This window comes from Streptomyces violaceusniger Tu 4113, assembly GCF_000147815.2.
In the GTDB taxonomy this organism is placed as follows: domain Bacteria; phylum Actinomycetota; class Actinomycetes; order Streptomycetales; family Streptomycetaceae; genus Streptomyces; species Streptomyces violaceusniger_A.
On the sequence record NC_015957.1, the window covers coordinates 1,861,309 to 1,878,525 of the forward strand.

Genomic DNA, 17,217 nt, shown 5'->3' on the forward strand with positions numbered 1-17,217 from the left:
CGTCGCACGCCCCGGGGGCAGACCGTTCCCGCGACGGGCGGATACCCTTGGAGGCCGACCACCGACCCGACATCCGACCGAAGGATTCGCGACCACCGTGTTCGATACCCTCTCCGATCGCCTCGCAGCGACTTTCAAGAACCTCCGGGGCAAGGGACGCCTCAGCGAGGCGGACATCGACGCCACGGCACGCGAGATCCGGATCGCCCTGCTCGAGGCCGACGTGGCGCTGCCCGTCGTCCGGTCGTTCATCAAGCAGGTCAAGGAGCGGAGCCTCGGGGCCGAGGTCTCCCAGGCGCTCAACCCCGCGCAGCAGGTCATCAAGATCGTCAACGAGGAGCTGGTCGGCATCCTCGGCGGCGAGGCGCGCCGCCTCCGCTTCGCCAAGCAGCCGCCGACCGTGATCATGCTCGCGGGTCTGCAGGGTGCCGGTAAGACGACGCTCGCCGGAAAGCTGGGCCGCTGGCTGAAGGGCCAGGGCCACGCCCCCCTGCTCGTCGCCTGTGACCTCCAGCGCCCCAACGCCGTCAACCAGCTCTCGGTGGTCGCGGAGCGGGCCGGTGTGGCCGTCTTCGCCCCCGAGCCGGGCAACGGCGTCGGCGACCCGGTCAAGGTGGCGCAGGACTCGATCGAGTTCGCCCGGACCAAGCAGCACGACGTCGTGATCGTCGACACCGCGGGCCGCCTCGGTATCGACGAGGAGCTGATGCGGCAGGCCGCCGACATCCGCGACGCGGTCCGCCCGGACGAGGTCCTCTTCGTCGTCGACGCGATGATCGGCCAGGACGCGGTGAACACCGCGGAGGCGTTCCGCGACGGCGTCGGCTTCGACGGTGTGGTGCTCTCCAAGCTGGACGGCGACGCGCGCGGCGGTGCCGCGCTGTCCATCGCGCATGTCACCGGCCGCCAGATCATGTTCGCCTCCAACGGCGAGAAGCTGGACGACTTCGACGCGTTCTACCCGGACCGCATGGCGTCCCGCATCCTCGGCATGGGCGACATGCTCAGCCTGATCGAGAAGGCCGAGCAGACCTTCAGCCAGCAAGAGGCCGAGAAGATGGCGGCCAAGCTGGCGAAGGGCCCCAAGGAGTTCACGCTCGACGACTTCCTGGCGCAGATGGAGCAGGTCCGCAAGATGGGCTCCATCTCCAAGCTGCTCGGCATGCTGCCGGGCATGGGCCAGATGAAGGACCAGATCAACAACCTGGACGAGCGGGAAGTGGACCGCACCGCGGCCATCATCAAGTCGATGACCCCGGGTGAGCGCCAGGACCCCACGATCATCAATGGCTCGCGCCGCGCCCGTATCGCCCGTGGTTCCGGCGTCGAGGTGAGCTCGGTCAAGAACCTGGTGGAGCGGTTCTTCGACGCGCGCAAGATGATGTCGAAGATGGCCCAGGGCGGCATGCCGGGGATGCCCGGGATGCCGGGTATGCCGGGCGTGGGCGGCGGCAAGCGCAAGGGAAAGCAGCAGAAGAAGGTCAAGGGCAAGCAGCGCAGCGGAAATCCGCTGAAGCGCGCTCAGCAGGAGCAGGAAGCCGCGGCGCGCCGCGAGCAGGGCGGCGCGTTCGGGCTGCCCAGTGGCGGACAGGACGGACAGAACTTCGAACTCCCCGACGAGTTCAAGAAGTTCATGGGCTGAGCCGCCCGGCGCCCCCGAGACGTCCCGGCCCCGTCCGAGGCGTCCCCTACGAACGAACCGTAAGGCCCCTGCGCACACGGCGCGGCGCTTTCTAGGGGCTTTACGTGACGGTCCCGTTCAGATGCGGCAGATCAGATAGCGGAAGACGTTCGGCATCCACACCGTGCCGTCCGCGCGCTGATGCGGATGGAGCGCCTCGGTGATCTCCTTGCGGACCTGGATGGGATCCGTGACCCGCTCCGCCGCGTCGAACAGCCCCGTCGACAGCAGCCCGCGCACCGCGCTGTCCATGTCGGCGTAGCCGAACGGGCAGGCCACCCGGCCCGATCCGTCGGGCCGCAGCCCGGCCAGCGCGGCCAGTTCCTCCAGGTCGTCGCGGCCGCACGGCCACCAGCGCGCCGCAGGGGGCGGCTCAGCCTCCCGGCGGTGGCCGGGGGAGCCCATCGGATCGGCGAGCCGGGCGCCCACGCGCAGCACCCCGGAGGTGGCGCAGCGCTCCGGCGGGCCCCATCCGGCGAGCACAACGGCCCCGCCGCGCTCGGTGCGCGCCGTGGCGGCCGCGAGGGTGGACGCCGCCGCCCCGGGGCTTATCCCGCCCAGGGCCGACAGCGGCTCGAAGGCGGTCACCACCGTGAAGGCCGACTCCGCCGCGGCCTCCCCTATGCAGGGGCTCTCCGGGCCGCCGAGGCCCAGCCGGGCGGGCAGTGCCGGGCCGCCCGGCGCGCCCACGGCCGTCAGCCGCTCGCGCGCGAGGTCCAGGCGTCGCTCGTCCGGGTCCGCCCCGCAGACCGTGGCACCGCGCGCGGCCGCCATGAGGAGGGCGAGCCCGGAGCCGCAGCCCAGGCCCAGCAGCCGGGTCCCGGCGCCGATGTCCAGCCGTTCGTACACGGCCTCGTACAGCGGGACCAGCATCCGCTCCTGGATCTCCGCCCAGTCGCGGATGCGAGCGTGGGCGTCCGTCGTCGGCGACGAGGAGGGGTGCGGGCGGTGCCGCTGTACGAGCGTAAATGTCATCGAAAGGGCCCCAATCAGCGAAGAGCAGTGCCGTCGTCAGATTCGGTGTCACATCCGCCGTTGTGCGGTGTGACGTCCCACCCCCAAATGCCAGGGAACTCCGCATCCGTCCCCGCGTCCAGAGGTTTCACGGCCGTGCTTGCGTGCCCCCTTTGTGCGCCCCCGCACACCTGTGCGTACGTCTCGCTCCCCGAACCGCCCCCCGGCCTCTGCCCCGCTCGTGGTCGGTGTCCGGCGTGGCCGGCACTGATCGGCTCGCTTTTCCTTGATTCACGGTTCGGTACCGCACCGCCGTACGATCGGCGCCATGGCCAAGACTCCCGTGCTCACCCCGCGGGCGGAGGACTTCCCCCGCTGGTACCAGGATGTGATCAACAAGGCCGAGCTGGCGGACAACGGCCCGGTGCGCGGCACCATGGTGATCCGACCGTACGGGTACGGGCTGTGGGAGCGGATGCAGCAGGACATGGACGCCCGCATCAAGGCGGTCGGTGTCCAGAACGCGTACTTCCCGCTCTTCATCCCGCAGTCGTATCTGGCCAAGGAAGCCGATCACGTCGAGGGGTTCGCGCCGGAGCTCGCGGTCGTCACCCATGGCGGCGGTAAGGAGCTCGAGGAGCCGGTCGTCGTCCGGCCCACCTCCGAGACGATCGTCAACGAGTACTTCTCCAAGTGGGTGCAGAGCTACCGCGATCTGCCGCTGCTGATCAACCAGTGGGCCAATGTGGTGCGTTGGGAGCTGCGGCCGCGGCTGTTCCTGCGGACGACCGAGTTCCTGTGGCAGGAGGGGCACACGGCGCACGCGTCGTACGAGGACGCCAGGGACTTCGCCGCCCGGATCCACCGCGAGGTCTACGCCCGGTTCATGGAGGACGTCCTGGCGATGGACGTGGTCCTGGGCCGCAAGACCGCCCGGGAGCGGTTCGCCGGCGCCCTCAACACCCTCACCCTCGAAGGGATGATGGGCGACGGCAAGGCGCTGCAGCTCGGCACCAGCCATGAGCTCGGCCAGAACTTCGCCCGGGCCTTCCACACCAGCTATCTGTCCAAGGACGGCGAGCAGGAGCTGGTCTGGCAGACCTCCTGGGGCAGCACGACCCGGATGGTCGGCGCGCTGGTGATGATGCACGGCGACGACAACGGCCTGCGGATTCCGCCGAGGCTGGCCTCGATCCAGGTCGTGGTGCTGGCGATCAAGGGCGACGACGCGGTGCTCGCCAAGGTCCGCGAGATCGGCGAGCTGCTCTCCGCGGCTGGCGTGCGGGTCCACGTCGACGACCGTACGGACACCCCCTTCGGCCGCCGCGCGGTCGACTGGGAACTCAAGGGCGTGCCGGTCCGGGTCGAGGTCGGCCCGCGCGACCTGGAGAGCGGCACCGCGATGGTGGCCCGGCGGATCCCCGGCGGCAAGGAGCCGGTGCGCGCCGAGCTGCTGCCGGAACTGCTGCCCAAGGTTCTGGAGGAGGACCAGGCGCTGCTGCTGCGGCAGGCCCGTGAGCGCCGTAAGGCGCGCACCACGGAGGTGGCGACCATGGAGGAGGCCGCCGAGGCCGCGGTGGCGGGCGGCTGGGCCCGCATCCGGTGGGCGGACCTGGGGCCGGAGGGCGAGGCGGCGCTCGCCGAGCGGTCCGTGTCCGTCCGGTGTCTGGTCACCGAGGACGGGGCGGTGCCGGACGCCGATGACGCTCCCGGTAACGTCGCAATCGTCGCGAGGGCCTACTGAGGCGGTACGTACCGGCTTGATGCACGGTGCGTGGCTCATCCACACATTTACGCACCCGCCCCTCGTCGTCGTACATCAGCGTGAACTGACTGGTACGTGCAAATTATTTGGGATGCCCCGGAATCGGAACACCGGACCGGTCCTGCTCGTTAGCACGACGTGAGCACGACACCACCTGTTCTCGCCGCAGAGCTGGCGCAGGCGTGGGCCGACATTCAACGGCACCACTCCGAGCTGCCAGATCTCGCCGCGCCCGAATCGCTGATCGGAGAGTCGTCGTCCGCATGTGGCGCCGAGCTCTCCTTCGAACGGCTGCTGCATGAGGCAGTCCATGGGATCGCCGCCGCCCGCGGTGTCCGTGACACCTCACGCGCCGGCCGCTACCACAACCGCCGGTTCCTGGCGATTGCCGAGGAGCTGGGGCTCGACCACCCCGAGGAGCCGCATCCAAGCAGCGGCTTCTCGCTGGTCACCCTCAGCCCCGAGGCGAGAAAGCGGTACCGGACCACGATCGACCGCCTTCAGCGCGCGCTGAAGGCCCACACCGTGGCGACCACCGCCGAGACCTCCCGCACCTTCCGCGGGCCCGCCGCGCGCCATGGCTCGTCCGGTGGCGGGGTCCGGGTCAAGGCGGTGTGCGACTGCGGGCGCAATGTCCGGGTCGTCCCGTCGGTGCTGGCCCAGGCGCCGATCATGTGCGGTGGATGCGGTAAGCCCTTCCGCATTCCGGAGGCGGTGGCCGCGGTCGGCTGACCTGTCCCGGTGTGGCAGAATGGTCTGCTGTACTCGACAGTCGACCAGGACCCCTCTCTCCTCCGGCTGACGCGTCCATCGGGCACTCGGGTACCGCAACCCCACGCGGCACGTCGCAGTGCTCAACCACGTCAAGACCAGGAGACACCACTTCCGTGGCAGTCAAGATCAAGCTGAAGCGTCTGGGCAAGATCCGTTCGCCTCACTACCGCATCGTCGTCGCCGACTCCCGCACCCGCCGTGACGGCCGGGCGATCGAGGAGATCGGTCTGTACCACCCGGTGCAGAACCCGTCGCGCATCGAGGTCGACTCGGAGCGCGTGCAGCACTGGCTGAAGGTCGGCGCGCAGCCGACCGAGCCCGTGCTGGCCATCCTGAAGGTCACCGGCGACTGGCAGCAGTTCAAGGGTCTGCCCGCCCCGGCTCCGATGAAGGTCGCCGAGCCGAAGGCCGACAAGCGCGTCCTGTTCGAGGCGGCCGCCAAGGACGCCGGAGACGAGCCGAAGGGTGAGGCGATCACCCAGAAGGCGAAGAAGGCCGAGAAGAAGTCGGACGAGGCGGCTGACTCCGCTGAGTCCACCGCGTCGACTGAGGCCTGAGGATGCTCGAGGAAGCCCTCGAGCACCTGGTGAAGGGCATCGTCGACAACCCCGACGACGTGCAGGTGGCCTCGCGCACCCTGCGGCGTGGGCGTGTGCTGGAGGTCCGGGTGCACCCCGATGACCTCGGCAAGGTGATCGGCCGCAACGGCCGCACCGCACGCGCCCTGCGCACCGTCGTGGGCGCCATCGGCGGCCGCGGGATCCGCGTCGACCTCGTCGACGTCGATCAGGTCCGCTGAGGCGATCAAGAAGAGCACCGGCACGGGCCGGGGAGGGCTTTGGGCCGTCCCCGGCCCGTGTGTGTGAAGGGACATCGCATCGTGCAGTTGGTTGTCGCGCGGATCGGCCGTGCCCATGGCATCAAGGGCGAGGTCACCGTCGAGGTGCGGACGGACGAGCCGGAGCTGCGGCTCGGCCCGGGCGCCGTGCTGACCACCGAGCCCGCCTCGGCCGGGCCGCTGACCATCGAGTCCGGCCGGGTGCACAGCGGCCGGCTGCTGCTGCGCTTCGAGGGCGTACGCGACCGCAGCGCCGCGGAGGCGCTGCGCAACATCCTGCTGATCGCGGAGGTCGACCCCGAGGAACTCCCCGAGGACCCCGAGGAGTTCTACGACCACCAGTTGATCGACATCGATGTGGTCACCGTGGACGGCACCGAGGTCGGGCGGATCTCCGAGATCTCCCATCTGCCCTACCAGGACCTGCTGATCGTGAAGCGCCCCGACGGGGGTGAGGTGATGATCCCGTTCGTCTCCGAGTTCGTGCCGGAGATCGATCTGGAGGCGCAGCGCGCCGTGATCGACCCGCCGCCGGGCCTGCTCGACGAGGCCGAGGCGGAGATCGCGGGCAGCCGTAAGGACGAGACCGCGGGTGGCCGTAAGGACGAGGCGGCCGGCAGTGGTACGGGCGAGACCGGCGGCAGCCGTAAGGGCGACACCGCGAGCGGCCGTGAGGACGAGTCGTCATGAGGCTCGACGTCGTCACGATCTTCCCCGAGTACCTGGAGCCGCTGAACGTCTCGCTGGTCGGCAAGGCACGCGCCCGCGGCCAACTCGATGTGCGGGTCCACGATCTGCGCGGCTGGACGTACGACCGGCACAACACGGTCGACGACACCCCGTACGGCGGCGGCCCCGGCATGGTCATGAAGCCCGAGCCCTGGGGCGAGGCGCTTGACTCGATCATGGCGTCGGGCGAGGCGGACGGGCTGGTCAAGCCCACGCTGATCGTGCCGACCCCGAGCGGCCGTCCGTTCACCCAGGCCCTGGCCGTAGAGCTCGCCGAGCGCCCCTGGCTGGTCTTCACGCCCGCCCGCTACGAGGGCATCGACCGTCGGGTGATCGAGGAGTACGGCGAGCGGCTCGAGGTCCACGAGGTCTCGATCGGCGATTACGTGCTGGCCGGCGGCGAGGCCGCGGTGCTGGTGATCACCGAGGCGGTGGCCCGGCTGCTGCCGGGTGTGCTGGGCAACGCCGAGTCGCATCGCGACGACTCCTTCGCCCCCGGCGCGATGGCCGACCTCCTGGAGGGGCCCGTCTACACCAAGCCCCCCGAGTGGCGCGGCCGCTCCATCCCGGAGGTGCTGATCAGCGGCCACCATGGCAAGGTCGGCCGCTGGCGCCGGGACGAGGCGTTCCGCCGCACCAGCGAGAACCGCCCCGATCTGATCGAGCGCTGCGACCCGGCGACGCTCGACAAGCACGACCGCGCGCTCCTGGCCGAGCTGGGCTGGGAGGAGCTGCCCGGGACCGGTGGGGCCCGATTTGGGCGGCCGGACCGCGCCGTGGAAGAATAGGCCGCTGCCGTACGTCCGGGTGTGCGCCCCTGCCACAGGGGGACCGACGCCCACCTGATGAGGGCGGCACTCCAAATCATCATCCGATATGCCGCTGATGACCTGTGGCATCAGCGAGGAAAGCAGACGATCATGTCTCACCTGCTCGACACCGTCGACTCCGCGTCGCTGCGCAGCGACATCCCGACCTTCCGCCCCGGCGACACGGTCAACGTCCACGTCCGCGTCATCGAGGGCAACCGCTCCCGTGTCCAGCAGTTCAAGGGCGTCGTCATCCGCCGCCAGGGCTCCGGTGTCCGCGAGACCTTCACCGTCCGCAAGGTGAGCTTCAGCGTCGGCGTGGAGCGCACCTTCCCGGTGCACACCCCGATCGTCGAGAAGATCGAGGTCGTCACCCGCGGTGATGTGCGCCGGGCGAAGCTGTACTACCTGCGCGACCTCCGCGGCAAGGCCGCCAAGATCAAGGAGAAGCGCGACAACTGAGATCGCGGCGATTTTGCGCGACTACTGAGCTACCGCCGGATCATCCGGCCGGGCCGGATAGGCTCTGGCCCGATGAACACCGAAGGACAGCTCGCGGAGCGCGACGGCTCCCGGGGCTCCGAGAAGGAGCGCGAGGAGCGGTCGCGCTCTTCGCGTGCTCCGGCGCGGGCCGCGGAGCCCTCGTCCGCCGGGCGGCTGCCGCAATGGCTGACCGGCGGCGGGCGATGGCGGCGAGGGGCGCTCCTCGCGGCGACCTGCGCCGCGCTCGTGCTGCTGGTGAGCGGCTTTGTGCTGCAGCCGTTCCTGATCCCCAGCGGTTCGATGGAGAGCACCCTCCGTCCCGGGGACCGGGTGCTGGTGAACAAGCTCGCCTACCGTTTCGGGGACGATCCGCGCCGCGGCGACGTTGTCGTGTTCGACGGAGCCGGTTCCTTCGGTGAGGAGGAGCCGTCCGGAAACCCGGTGACCGGTCTGCTGCGCAAGGCTGCCGCGGCGGTCGGGCTGGCCGAACCGGCCGAGTCCGACTACGTCAAGCGCGTGGTGGGCATCGGTGGTGACCGGGTCACCTGCTGCGACAAGCGGGGGAGGATCGAGGTGAACGGCCGGCCGGTGGACGAGCACTATCTGCACCCCGGGGACAGCCCCTCGCGGGTGCCCTTCGACATCGTCGTGCCCGAGGGGCGGCTGTGGGTCATGGGCGACCACCGCGACGCCTCCCGGGACTCACGCGACTACCTGGGCGCGCCGGGCGGGGGCACGGTCCCCGTCGACAAGGTGATCGGCCGCGCCGCATGGATCGCCTGGCCGTTCGGCCGCTGGTCCGGTGTGCCCCGTACGGACGCCTTCGCGGGCGTGCCCGCGGCGCCCGGCGCCCTACCCTCCGACGCCCCCGGTGGTGCCCATGGGTAGCCGCGGGCGGCCTCGTGCCAAGGCGCGCCGGGTGACGGGTCCGCCCGCCGATGTGGACACCACCCGTCCGCCGGGCGAGCGCCGGGTGGGCGGGCGCGCGGAGCGGCGCAGGATCCAGCGCCGTATCAAGCGCAGGCGGCGCCGTTCGGCCGTCAAGGAGATACCGATCCTGGTGGGCGTGGCGCTGGTGATCGCGCTCGTCCTGAAGACCTTCCTGGTGCAGGCGTTCGTCATTCCGTCCGGTTCGATGGAGCAGACCATCCGGATCGGCGACCGGGTGCTGGTGGACAAGTTCACCCCGTGGTTCGGCTCGAAGCCGGAGCGCGGCGATGTGGTGGTGTTCAAGGACCCCGGGGGCTGGCTGGAGGACGAGCGCAAGCCCCCCAAGGACGACCCGCCGGTCATCAAGCAGGGCAAGGAGTTCCTGACCTTCATCGGCCTGCTGCCGTCCTCCGACGAGCAGGACCTGATCAAGCGGGTGGTCGCGGTGGGCGGCGACACGGTGGCGTGCTGCGATACGAACGGTAAGGTCACCGTCAACGGGACCCCGCTGAACGAGCCGTATCTGCACCCCGGGAACCCGCCGTCGCAGCGGCAGTTCAAGGTGACCGTCCCTCAGGGGCGGATGTTCGTCATGGGCGATCACCGGTCCAACTCGGCGGACTCCCGTGTCCATCTCGACGAGCCCTACCAGGGCACGGTCCCGGACAACATGGTGGTCGGCCGCGCAGTGGTGATCGCATGGCCGTTCGGGCATATGCGGCGGCTCGAGGAGCCGGACACCTACGCTTCCGTCAAGGACGCGCCGAGTGGGGCGACACAGGCCGAGGGCGCGGCGCATAGGCTGTCCCCCATGGATCAGCAAGGAATGGTCCAGCTCCCGACCCCTGCGGAACTCCCGCTCGTTATGGGAGTGGTGATCCTGCGCCGTTCGTGGGGCAGGCGGCAGTCAGGCGTGAGGAGTGGATGTGGGGGATTTGGCGGTCGGCGCACGATCCGGTCACGAAGAGCCCGAGAGGCAGCCCGGGGCGACGGGAGAGCACCCCACGGACGGGACGGACGAGGCGCCCGAAGCCGGTGCACCCACGGACAAGGCGGCTGGCCGCCCCAGGGCGTCCGACCCACACGGAGCCGATGGCGGGCAGGATCCCGCCGGCCCCCCGGACGGACCCGGCGCCACTGACTCGTCCGGGTCCGAGGACGGGGCACCGGCGAAGCCGGGCCCCGGGATGCCCGGTGGGCCCGGGAAGCTCGGGAAGCCGAAGAAGGTGCGCTCCTTCTGGAAGGAGCTGCCGATCCTGGTCATCATCGCGCTGGCTCTGGCGCTGCTGATCAAGACCTTCCTGGTGCAGGCGTTCTCCATCCCGTCCGACTCCATGCAGAACACCCTGCAGCGGGGCGACCGGGTGCTGGTGGACAAGCTCACCCCGTGGTTCGGCTCCGAGCCGGAGCGCGGCGAGGTGGTCGTCTTCCACGACCCGGGCGGCTGGCTCGGCGAGACGCAGACGAGTAACTCCGGCCCGGTCGCCGACGGCATCCAGAAGGCGCTCAGCTTTATCGGGCTGATGCCTTCGGCGGAGGAGAAGGACCTGATCAAGCGGGTCATCGCGGTCGGCGGGGACACCGTCTCCTGCAAGCGCGGCGGCAAGGTCGTGGTCAACGGCAAGCCGCTGGACGAGCCCTACATCTTCCCCGGGAACACCCCCTGTGACGAGAAGCCGTTCGGCCCGATCAAGGTGCCCGAGGGCCGGATCTGGGTGATGGGCGACCACCGCCAGGACTCGCTGGACTCCCGCTACCACCAGAACCTGAACAACGGCACGGTCTCGGTGGACGATGTCGTCGGGCGCGCGTTCGTCGTCGCCTGGCCGATCGACCGCTGGTCCTCCCTGCCGGTGCCGAGCACCTTCGATCAGCCGGGTCTGGGCGCGGCCGCCGCGATGGCCCCTTCGGCCGTGGGGCTCGCCGGTGCGGTGCCGATCGTGCTGTGGCGCCGCCGCAGGCTGATCGCCAAGGTCCGGGCCGAGGCCGAGGTCCGGCCGGATCGGCTGACCGCCGACTGCTGACGGGGCTCGTACCGCCGGGTAAGGTGCGGTCCCGTGTGCCCCAGGGCACACGGAACCTGATCTTCTACGTCTGTTGCGTACGGCGGGAGCACTGGAATGAGCGGAGCCCAAGGGGTCGGGGGCGGCACACCGCGGCGCACGCCGGGCAGCGTGCTGTCCGGCGTGGCGGTGGCCCTCGGGTGTGTGCTGTTCCTCGGAGGTTTCGTCTGGGGCGCGGTGCTCTACAAGCCGTACACCGTCCCGACCGACTCCATGGCGCCGACGATCGCCAAGGGCGCCCGGGTGCTGGCTCAGCGGGTCGACGGCGGCGAGGTGCGCCGCGGCGATGTGGTGGTCTTCCGCGACCAGGTGTGGGGCGATCTGCCCATGGTGAAGCGGGTCATCGGGGTCGGCGGCGACCGGATCGAGTGCTGTGACAAGCAGGGCCGGCTGCGGGTCAACGGCAAGGTCTTCGAGGAACCGTATCTGCGCTCGGGGGAGCAGGCGTCCTCGACGGTCTTCTCCACCACCGTGCCCAAGGACCGGCTGTTCCTGATGGGCGACCATCGCAGCGACTCCCTCGACTCACGGGTGCATCTCACCGACGAGGCGGGCGGCGCCGTGGAGCGGGGCGCGGTGGACGCCCGGGTGGACGCCACCGCCTGGCCGCTGGGGTCCTGGGGGACCGTGGGGCGGCCCGATGCCTTCAAGGCGCTGCCGGGCGGGATCTCGCAGCCGGGACCGCTGGGGCCGATCCTGATCGCGGTCGTCACCGGCGCCGTGCTGATCCTGGCGGGCGCGGCCTACGGGCCCGTCGTCCGGCGCAGGGCGGGCGGCGGCGCACGGCGGGACCAGGCGGCGAAGGGAAAGGTGGCCGCGCGTGGCTGAGGGGGCCGGCGGAGCCGGGCCGACCGGCGCGGACGAGCGGCGGCTGCGGAAGGTCGCACGGGTGGTGCTGCTGGATCCGCAGGACCGCATCCTGCTGCTGCACGGCTTCGAACCGGACGATCCCTCGTCGACGTGGTGGTTCACCCCGGGAGGTGGCCTGGAGGGCGAGGAGAGCCGGGAGCAGGCGGCGCTCAGGGAGCTCGCGGAGGAGACCGGGATCACCGATGTGCGGCTCGGCCCGCTGCTGTGGCGGCGGATCTGCTCCTTCCCGTTCGCCGGGCGGCGCTGGGACCAGGACGAGTGGTACTACCTGTGTCGTACCCAACAGACCACGGCACGGGCCGGCGGTGGGCTGACGGAGCTGGAGCGGCGCAGTGTGGCCGGGCTGCGGTGGTGGACGGCGGATGAGCTGGCCACGGCCACCGAGCCGGTGTATCCGACACGGCTGGCGGAGCTGTTGCGTACGCTGCTCGTCGAGGGACCCCCGGGTGCACCGGTGATCCTGGAGACTGAGCGCGTCTGACGCACAATGGGGGGACGCACGGCTGAAGGGGAACATGCCATGAGCGCCGAGGACCTCGAGAAGTACGAGACCGAGATGGAGCTGAAGCTCTACCGGGAGTACCGCGATGTCGTCGGTCTGTTCAAATATGTGATCGAGACCGAACGCCGCTTCTATCTCACCAACGACTACGAGATGCAGGTGCACTCGGTCCAGGGTGAGGTTTTTTTCGAGGTGTCGATGGCCGACGCCTGGGTCTGGGACATGTACCGCCCGGCCCGTTTCGTGAAGCAGGTACGGGTTCTCACGTTCAAGGACGTGAATATCGAGGAGCTGAACAAGAGCGACCTCGACCTTCCGAGTGGCTGAGTTGTCCACAGCCGGGCGTCCGTCCACAGGCATTCTCCAAGATCCCTGAGCGGGGCGCGGGGGCGTCACAGTCGGTGCCGGAGGTGGTGCCGAATGAACGCCCGAGGAGCGCTGGGCCGCTACGGCGAGGATGTGGCGGTCCGCAGGCTGACGGAAGCCGGGATGACCGTCCTGGAGCGCAATTGGCGGTGCCGGGACGGCGAGATCGACATCGTTGCGCTCGACGCCGGTGCGCTGGTGGTGTGCGAGGTCAAGACGCGCCGCGAGGGTGGCTACGAGCATCCGATGGCGGCGGTCGGACCGGATAAGACCGAGCGGCTGCGGCGGCTGGCGGAGTGCTGGCTGGAGCGGCACGGCGGCCCGCCGCCGGGCGGAGTGCGGATCGACGTGGTGGCGGTGGTGCTGCCCCGCCGGGGCGCGCCCGTGGTCGAGCATGTGCGAGGGGTGGCCTGATGGGGTTCGCCCGCACCTGCTCGGTGGCGCTGGTCGGGGTGGAGGGCGTCGTGGTCGAGGTCCAGGCCGATCTGGAGCCGGGAGTGGCCGCCTTCACCCTCGTCGGGCTGCCCGACAAGAGCCTGGTGGAGAGCCGGGACCGGGTCCGCGCGGCCGTCGTCAATTCCGGCGGCGAATGGCCGCAGAAGAAGCTCACGGTGGGGCTCAGCCCGGCATCCGTCCCCAAAGGCGGCAGCGGCTTCGACCTGGCGGTGGCCTGTGCGGTGCTCGGCGCGGCCGAGCGCGTGGACCCGCGTGAGATCGCCGATCTGATGATGATCGGGGAGCTGGGCCTGGACGGCCGGGTCCGGCCGGTCCGCGGGGTGCTGCCCGCCGTGCTCGCCGCCTCCGAGGCGGGGTACCGCCAGGTCGTGGTCCCCGAGCAGACGGCGGCGGAGGCGGCCCTGGTGCCGGGAGTCTCGGTGCTGGGCGTGCGGAGCCTGCGCCAGCTGATCGCGGTGCTGACGGACGAGCCGGTGCCCGAGGAGGAGGAGACCCAGGAGCTGGGCCGCCCCGATCCCATGCTGGCCGGGCTCACCGTGCCCGGCGCCGGAATGGGCACCGGTGTCGCCGCCGTGCCCGGAAGCGGGGCGGGGCGCCCCGATATGGCCGAGGTCGCCGGGCAGCGGGCCGCGCGCACCGCCCTGGCGGTCGCGGCCGCGGGCGGGCACCACCTCTTCCTCAGCGGGCCTCCGGGCGCCGGGAAGACCATGCTGGCCGAGCGGCTGCCGGGGCTGCTGCCGCCGCTCACCCAGCAGGAGGCCCTGGAGGTCACCGCGGTCCATTCGGTCGCCGGGGTCCTTCCGCCGGGGCAGCCGCTGGTGCTGAGCCCGCCGTACTGCGCGCCGCATCACTCGGCCACCATGGCCGCGCTCGTCGGCGGCGGAAACGGTCTGCCCAGACCCGGCGCGGTCTCGCTCGCTCACCGCGGAGTGCTCTTCCTGGACGAGGCTCCCGAGTTCAGCGGGAAGGCGCTGGATGCCCTGCGGCAGCCCCTGGAGTCGGGGCATGTGGTGGTGGCCCGGTCCGCCGGGATGATGCGGATGCCGGCGCGCTTCCTGCTGATGCTGGCGGCCAACCCCTGCCCCTGTGGGCGCTATGGGCTGGTGGGCGACGTCTGCGAGTGCTCGCCCACCACGGTCCGCCGCTACCAGGCGAGGCTGTCGGGGCCGCTGCTGGACCGGGTGGACCTGCGTGTCCATGTCGAAGCGGTGAGCCGGGCCGAGCTCACCGGGGCGCGTGCCGGGGCGGAGGACAGCGCGTCCGTCGCGGCCCGGGTCCGGGACGCCCGGGAGCGGGCCGCCGCTCGTCTCCAGGACACCCCCTGGCGGCTGAACAGCGAGGTGCCGGGCCATGAGCTGCGCACCCGCTGGCAGCCGTTCCCCGGTGCGCTGCGCGAGGCCGAGCGCGATATGGAGCGCGGGCTGCTCACCGCCCGAGGGCTCGACCGGGTGCTGAGGGTCGCCTGGACCGTCGCCGACCTGGCCGGGCACGACCGGCCCGCGGCGCCGGACATCGCCCAGGCGCTGCAGTTGCGCACCGGGGTCAGCCGCGGGGTGCCGGTCACGGCGGGGGAGTGCTGATGTCGGCTCCTTCCGCGGGCGGCCGCGGCGCCGCCGTCCCCGCCCTGTTCTCCGAGCCCTGGCAGGGGCAGGGCACCCCGGAGGAGGCGCAGAGAGCCCTGTACGAGGGGCATGGCGCCCCGGACGAGTCGCATGGCGCCCTGTACGAGGGGCATGGCGCCCCGGACGAGGAACACGGAGCCCTGGACGCGGGGCAGGGGCTTCCCGAGCGGCACGGCGTCCCGGACGAGGAGCGGCTGGCGCGGGCGGCGCTCACCCGGCTCGTGGAGCCCGGGGACCAGGCCGTGGGGCGCTGGCTGCGTCGCATGGGGCCGGTGGCGCTGTGGCGGGCGCTCACCGGGAAGGGCAAGCCCCCGCCCGGGGCGACCGGGGACCGGCTGGCCGGCTGCGCCCTGCGGGCCGCCGGGCTGGACCCGGCCGCCGACCTCGCGCTGATCGCCCGGCGCGGAGGGCGGTTCATCTGCCCCGGGGATCTGGACTGGCCCGGTCAGCTCGACGATCTCGGGGACACTCGCCCGGTCGGGTTATGGGTGCGCGGCCCGGCCGGCTTGCGGATGTGGGCGCTGCGCTCGGTCGCCGTGGTGGGCGCGCGGGCCTGCAGCGACTACGGCGCGTATGTCGCGGCGACGCTCGGCGCCGGGCTGGCCGAGCGGGGCTGGGTGGTCGTCTCCGGTGCGGCCCACGGTGTGGACGGCGCGGCTCACCGAGGGGCGCTCGCCGCGGGTGGGGCCACCATCGCGGTGCTCGCCTCCGGTGTGGACATCCCCTACCCGCGAGGGCATGCCGAGTTGATCGAGCGCATCGCGGAACAGGGCCTGGTACTGGCCGAGTTGCCGCCCGGTACGCATCCGACGCGCCCCAGATTCGTGCTCCGTAACCGGGTCATCGCCGCGCTCACCCGGGGCACGGTCGTGGTCGAGGCCCAGTTCCGCAGCGGATCGCTGGTCACCGCGCGCCGGGCACAACAGCTCGGGCGGTCCACCATGGGGGTGCCGGGGCCGGTCACCAGCGGGCTGTCCGCCGGGGTGCATGAACTGCTGCGCGGTGAGGCGGTCCTGGTCACCGACGCCGCCGAAGTGGCCGAGCTCATCGGCGGCATCGGAGACCTCGCCCCGGAGCGGCGGGGCCCGCTGGTCGAGCGGGACCTGCTCGATCCCGTGACGGCACGGGTGCTGGAAGCGTTGTCGGCACGAGGCGGCAACGACCTGCGGGAGGTGGCCCGGGAATCCGGGACCGGCTGCGACGAGGCCCTGGGCCGACTCCATGAACTGCTCGCGCTGGGCTTTGTCGAACGTCATGGCGATCGATGGGAGTTGGTCCGTCCCGTGAGCCCGAGCGACGGCGCACGGCGAGGCGATCCCCCGAATCGGGGCAATCGGGTGAAAGGGTTGAGGCGATGACCGTATCCGCACACCGCCGAGCCGAAGCCCTTCGCATACCGCGACGCCGTAGTCACGCTACGCTCACAAGGTTTCCGGCGGAAGCGTACGTCCTCACCCATGTCATGGCAGAACGGCTCAAGGCGACGAATGCCCCAGCACATCTCCGGGTCTGATAGCGCGGCGCCGCCCGCGGCTCGCGGCGCGGTGCGCCCTGCCGCGCCCTCATCGCTCGACGAGCTGTGGCGGTCGTACAAGACCACGGGCGACGGCCGGCTGCGGGAGCAGCTGATCCTGCACTACTCACCGCTGGTGAAATATGTGGCCGGCCGGGTCAGCGTCGGGTTGCCCTCCAACGTCGAGCAGGCGGACTTCGTCTCCTCCGGGGTCTTCGGACTCATCGACGCCATCGAGAAGTTCGACCCCGAGCGCGCCATCAAGTTCGAGACCTACGCGATCACCCGGATCCGCGGCGCGATGATCGACGAATTGCGGGCACTGGACTGGATCCCGCGGTCGGTCCGTCAGAAGGCCCGGGCCGTGGAGCGTGCATACGCCACGCTGGAGGCCCAACTGCGCCGCACCCCCTCGGAGGCAGAGGTGGCGGCCGAGATGGACATCAGCATCGAGGAACTGCACGGCGTTTTCAGCCAGTTGTCGCTCGCCAATGTGGTCGCCCTGGAGGAGCTGCTGCATGTCGGCGGCGAGGGCGGCGACCGGCTCAGCCTCATGGACACCCTCGAGGACACCGCCGCGGACAACCCGGTCGAGGTGGCCGAGGACCGGGAGCTGCGCAGGCTGCTCGCCCGAGCGATCAACACCCTCCCGGAGCGGGAGAAGACCGTGGTCACGCTCTACTACTACGAGGGGCTCACACTCGCCGAGATCGGCCAGGTGCTCGGCGTCACCGAGAGCAGGGTCAGCCAGATCCACACCAAATCGGTGCTCCAGCTGCGGGCGAAACTCGCCGACGTCGGCCGCTGAATCGTCCCTCCGGCATCGCCCTCCCGGTGGCCTCTTCCGTAGAGTGGTCGGGTG

The 17,217-nt window shown here is 71.1% G+C and carries 18 protein-coding genes and 1 pseudogene; 18 read left to right on the forward strand and 1 reads right to left on the reverse strand.

Features of this window, described 5'->3' with window-relative positions; genetic code table 11:
• The first annotated feature begins 97 nt into the window (after window positions 1-97).
• Entirely contained in the window at window positions 98-1,642 is a 1,545-nt protein-coding gene (gene ffh, locus STRVI_RS08315; RefSeq protein ID WP_014055186.1) for a signal recognition particle protein, read from the forward strand.
• 117 nt (window positions 1,643-1,759) lie between these two features.
• On the opposite strand, the gene STRVI_RS08320 is transcribed toward ffh, so the two are convergent.
• On the reverse strand, window positions 1,760-2,656 hold the full coding sequence (locus STRVI_RS08320) for a methyltransferase type 11 (RefSeq protein WP_014055187.1): 897 nt from the start codon (window positions 2,654-2,656) through the stop codon (window positions 1,760-1,762).
• A 307-nt stretch (window positions 2,657-2,963) separates the two neighbouring features.
• Here STRVI_RS08320 and proS point away from each other — a divergent pair, with 307 nt between their 5' ends.
• The 17 genes and pseudogenes from proS to whiG all read left to right on the forward strand — a co-directional run bounded on the left by proS (window position 2,964) and on the right by whiG (window position 17,163).
• On the forward strand, window positions 2,964-4,379 hold the full coding sequence (gene proS, locus STRVI_RS08325) for a proline--tRNA ligase (protein ID WP_014055188.1): 1,416 nt from the start codon (window positions 2,964-2,966) through the stop codon (window positions 4,377-4,379).
• 159 nt (window positions 4,380-4,538) lie between these two features.
• Window positions 4,539-5,132, forward strand: coding sequence for a hypothetical protein (locus STRVI_RS08330; protein ID WP_014055189.1), 594 nt, complete (start codon window positions 4,539-4,541; stop codon window positions 5,130-5,132).
• Window positions 5,133-5,287: 155 nt separating this feature from the next.
• Window positions 5,288-5,731 (forward strand): 30S ribosomal protein S16, encoded by a 444-nt coding sequence (gene rpsP / locus STRVI_RS08335; RefSeq protein WP_014055190.1) that lies wholly within the window; start codon window positions 5,288-5,290, stop codon window positions 5,729-5,731.
• 2 nt (window positions 5,732-5,733) lie between these two features.
• Window positions 5,734-5,973 carry an RNA-binding protein gene (locus STRVI_RS08340; protein ID WP_003980229.1) on the forward strand — a complete coding sequence of 80 codons (240 nt, stop codon included), beginning with the start codon at window positions 5,734-5,736 and terminating at the stop codon, window positions 5,971-5,973.
• 81 nt (window positions 5,974-6,054) lie between these two features.
• Window positions 6,055-6,702 (forward strand): ribosome maturation factor RimM, encoded by a 648-nt coding sequence (rimM, locus tag STRVI_RS08345; protein ID WP_014055191.1) that lies wholly within the window; start codon window positions 6,055-6,057, stop codon window positions 6,700-6,702.
• Window positions 6,699-7,529, forward strand: a complete 831-nt coding sequence (gene trmD, locus STRVI_RS08350; RefSeq protein ID WP_014055192.1) for a tRNA (guanosine(37)-N1)-methyltransferase TrmD — start codon at window positions 6,699-6,701, stop codon at window positions 7,527-7,529. The genes rimM and trmD overlap by 4 nt, the downstream gene beginning before the upstream one ends.
• A 132-nt stretch (window positions 7,530-7,661) precedes the next feature.
• Window positions 7,662-8,012 (forward strand): 50S ribosomal protein L19, encoded by a 351-nt coding sequence (gene rplS, locus STRVI_RS08355; RefSeq protein ID WP_014055193.1) that lies wholly within the window; start codon window positions 7,662-7,664, stop codon window positions 8,010-8,012.
• A gap of 72 nt (window positions 8,013-8,084) precedes the next feature.
• The gene (gene lepB / locus STRVI_RS08360) at window positions 8,085-8,921 is read left to right on the forward strand and encodes a signal peptidase I (protein ID WP_014055194.1); all 837 of its coding nucleotides are present in this window, start codon (window positions 8,085-8,087) and stop codon (window positions 8,919-8,921) included.
• A pseudogene (gene lepB, locus STRVI_RS08365) lies at window positions 8,914-9,981 on the forward strand (signal peptidase I); the annotation flags it as partial. The gene lepB (STRVI_RS08360) and the pseudogene lepB (STRVI_RS08365), both read left to right, overlap by 8 nt.
• Complete coding sequence (gene lepB, locus STRVI_RS08370) at window positions 9,899-10,987, forward strand: signal peptidase I (protein ID WP_435532609.1); 1,089 nt, start codon at window positions 9,899-9,901, stop codon at window positions 10,985-10,987. The pseudogene lepB (STRVI_RS08365) and the gene lepB (STRVI_RS08370), both read left to right, overlap by 83 nt.
• A 96-nt stretch (window positions 10,988-11,083) precedes the next feature.
• Window positions 11,084-11,854 carry a signal peptidase I gene (gene lepB / locus STRVI_RS08375; protein ID WP_014055197.1) on the forward strand — a complete coding sequence of 257 codons (771 nt, stop codon included), beginning with the start codon at window positions 11,084-11,086 and terminating at the stop codon, window positions 11,852-11,854.
• Complete coding sequence (locus STRVI_RS08380) at window positions 11,847-12,377, forward strand: NUDIX hydrolase (protein WP_014055198.1); 531 nt, start codon at window positions 11,847-11,849, stop codon at window positions 12,375-12,377. Before lepB (STRVI_RS08375) ends, STRVI_RS08380 begins: the two co-directional genes overlap by 8 nt.
• A gap of 39 nt (window positions 12,378-12,416) precedes the next feature.
• Window positions 12,417-12,725 carry a DUF2469 domain-containing protein gene (locus STRVI_RS08385; protein ID WP_004944840.1) on the forward strand — a complete coding sequence of 103 codons (309 nt, stop codon included), beginning with the start codon at window positions 12,417-12,419 and terminating at the stop codon, window positions 12,723-12,725.
• Between the two features lie 93 nt (window positions 12,726-12,818).
• Entirely contained in the window at window positions 12,819-13,178 is a 360-nt protein-coding gene (locus STRVI_RS08390) for a YraN family protein (RefSeq protein WP_014055199.1), read from the forward strand.
• A complete protein-coding gene (locus tag STRVI_RS08395) occupies window positions 13,178-14,800 on the forward strand; it encodes a YifB family Mg chelatase-like AAA ATPase (RefSeq protein ID WP_014055200.1) in 1,623 nt (540 codons plus the stop codon). The genes STRVI_RS08390 and STRVI_RS08395 overlap by 1 nt, the downstream gene beginning before the upstream one ends.
• Window positions 14,800-16,200 (forward strand): DNA-processing protein DprA, encoded by a 1,401-nt coding sequence (gene dprA / locus STRVI_RS08400; protein WP_014055201.1) that lies wholly within the window; start codon window positions 14,800-14,802, stop codon window positions 16,198-16,200. Before STRVI_RS08395 ends, dprA begins: the two co-directional genes overlap by 1 nt.
• A 129-nt stretch (window positions 16,201-16,329) precedes the next feature.
• Entirely contained in the window at window positions 16,330-17,163 is an 834-nt protein-coding gene (whiG, locus tag STRVI_RS08405; RefSeq protein WP_014055202.1) for an RNA polymerase sigma factor WhiG, read from the forward strand.
• Window positions 17,164-17,217 lie beyond the last annotated feature (54 nt).

Coding starts and splice junctions, on each gene's coding strand:
- STRVI_RS08320 (WP_014055187.1), bottom strand. CDS start 2,656: ATGACATTTACGCTCGTACAGCGGCACCGCCCGCACCCCTCCTCGTCG.
- proS (WP_014055188.1), top strand. CDS start 2,964: ATGGCCAAGACTCCCGTGCTCACCCCGCGGGCGGAGGACTTCCCCCGC.
- STRVI_RS08340 (WP_003980229.1), top strand. CDS start 5,734: ATGCTCGAGGAAGCCCTCGAGCACCTGGTGAAGGGCATCGTCGACAAC.
- trmD (WP_014055192.1), top strand. CDS start 6,699: ATGAGGCTCGACGTCGTCACGATCTTCCCCGAGTACCTGGAGCCGCTG.
- rplS (WP_014055193.1), top strand. CDS start 7,662: ATGTCTCACCTGCTCGACACCGTCGACTCCGCGTCGCTGCGCAGCGAC.
- lepB (WP_014055194.1), top strand. CDS start 8,085: ATGAACACCGAAGGACAGCTCGCGGAGCGCGACGGCTCCCGGGGCTCC.
- lepB (WP_014055197.1), top strand. CDS start 11,084: ATGAGCGGAGCCCAAGGGGTCGGGGGCGGCACACCGCGGCGCACGCCG.
- STRVI_RS08385 (WP_004944840.1), top strand. CDS start 12,417: ATGAGCGCCGAGGACCTCGAGAAGTACGAGACCGAGATGGAGCTGAAG.
- STRVI_RS08390 (WP_014055199.1), top strand. CDS start 12,819: ATGAACGCCCGAGGAGCGCTGGGCCGCTACGGCGAGGATGTGGCGGTC.
- STRVI_RS08395 (WP_014055200.1), top strand. CDS start 13,178: ATGGGGTTCGCCCGCACCTGCTCGGTGGCGCTGGTCGGGGTGGAGGGC.
- dprA (WP_014055201.1), top strand. CDS start 14,800: ATGTCGGCTCCTTCCGCGGGCGGCCGCGGCGCCGCCGTCCCCGCCCTG.
- whiG (WP_014055202.1), top strand. CDS start 16,330: ATGCCCCAGCACATCTCCGGGTCTGATAGCGCGGCGCCGCCCGCGGCT.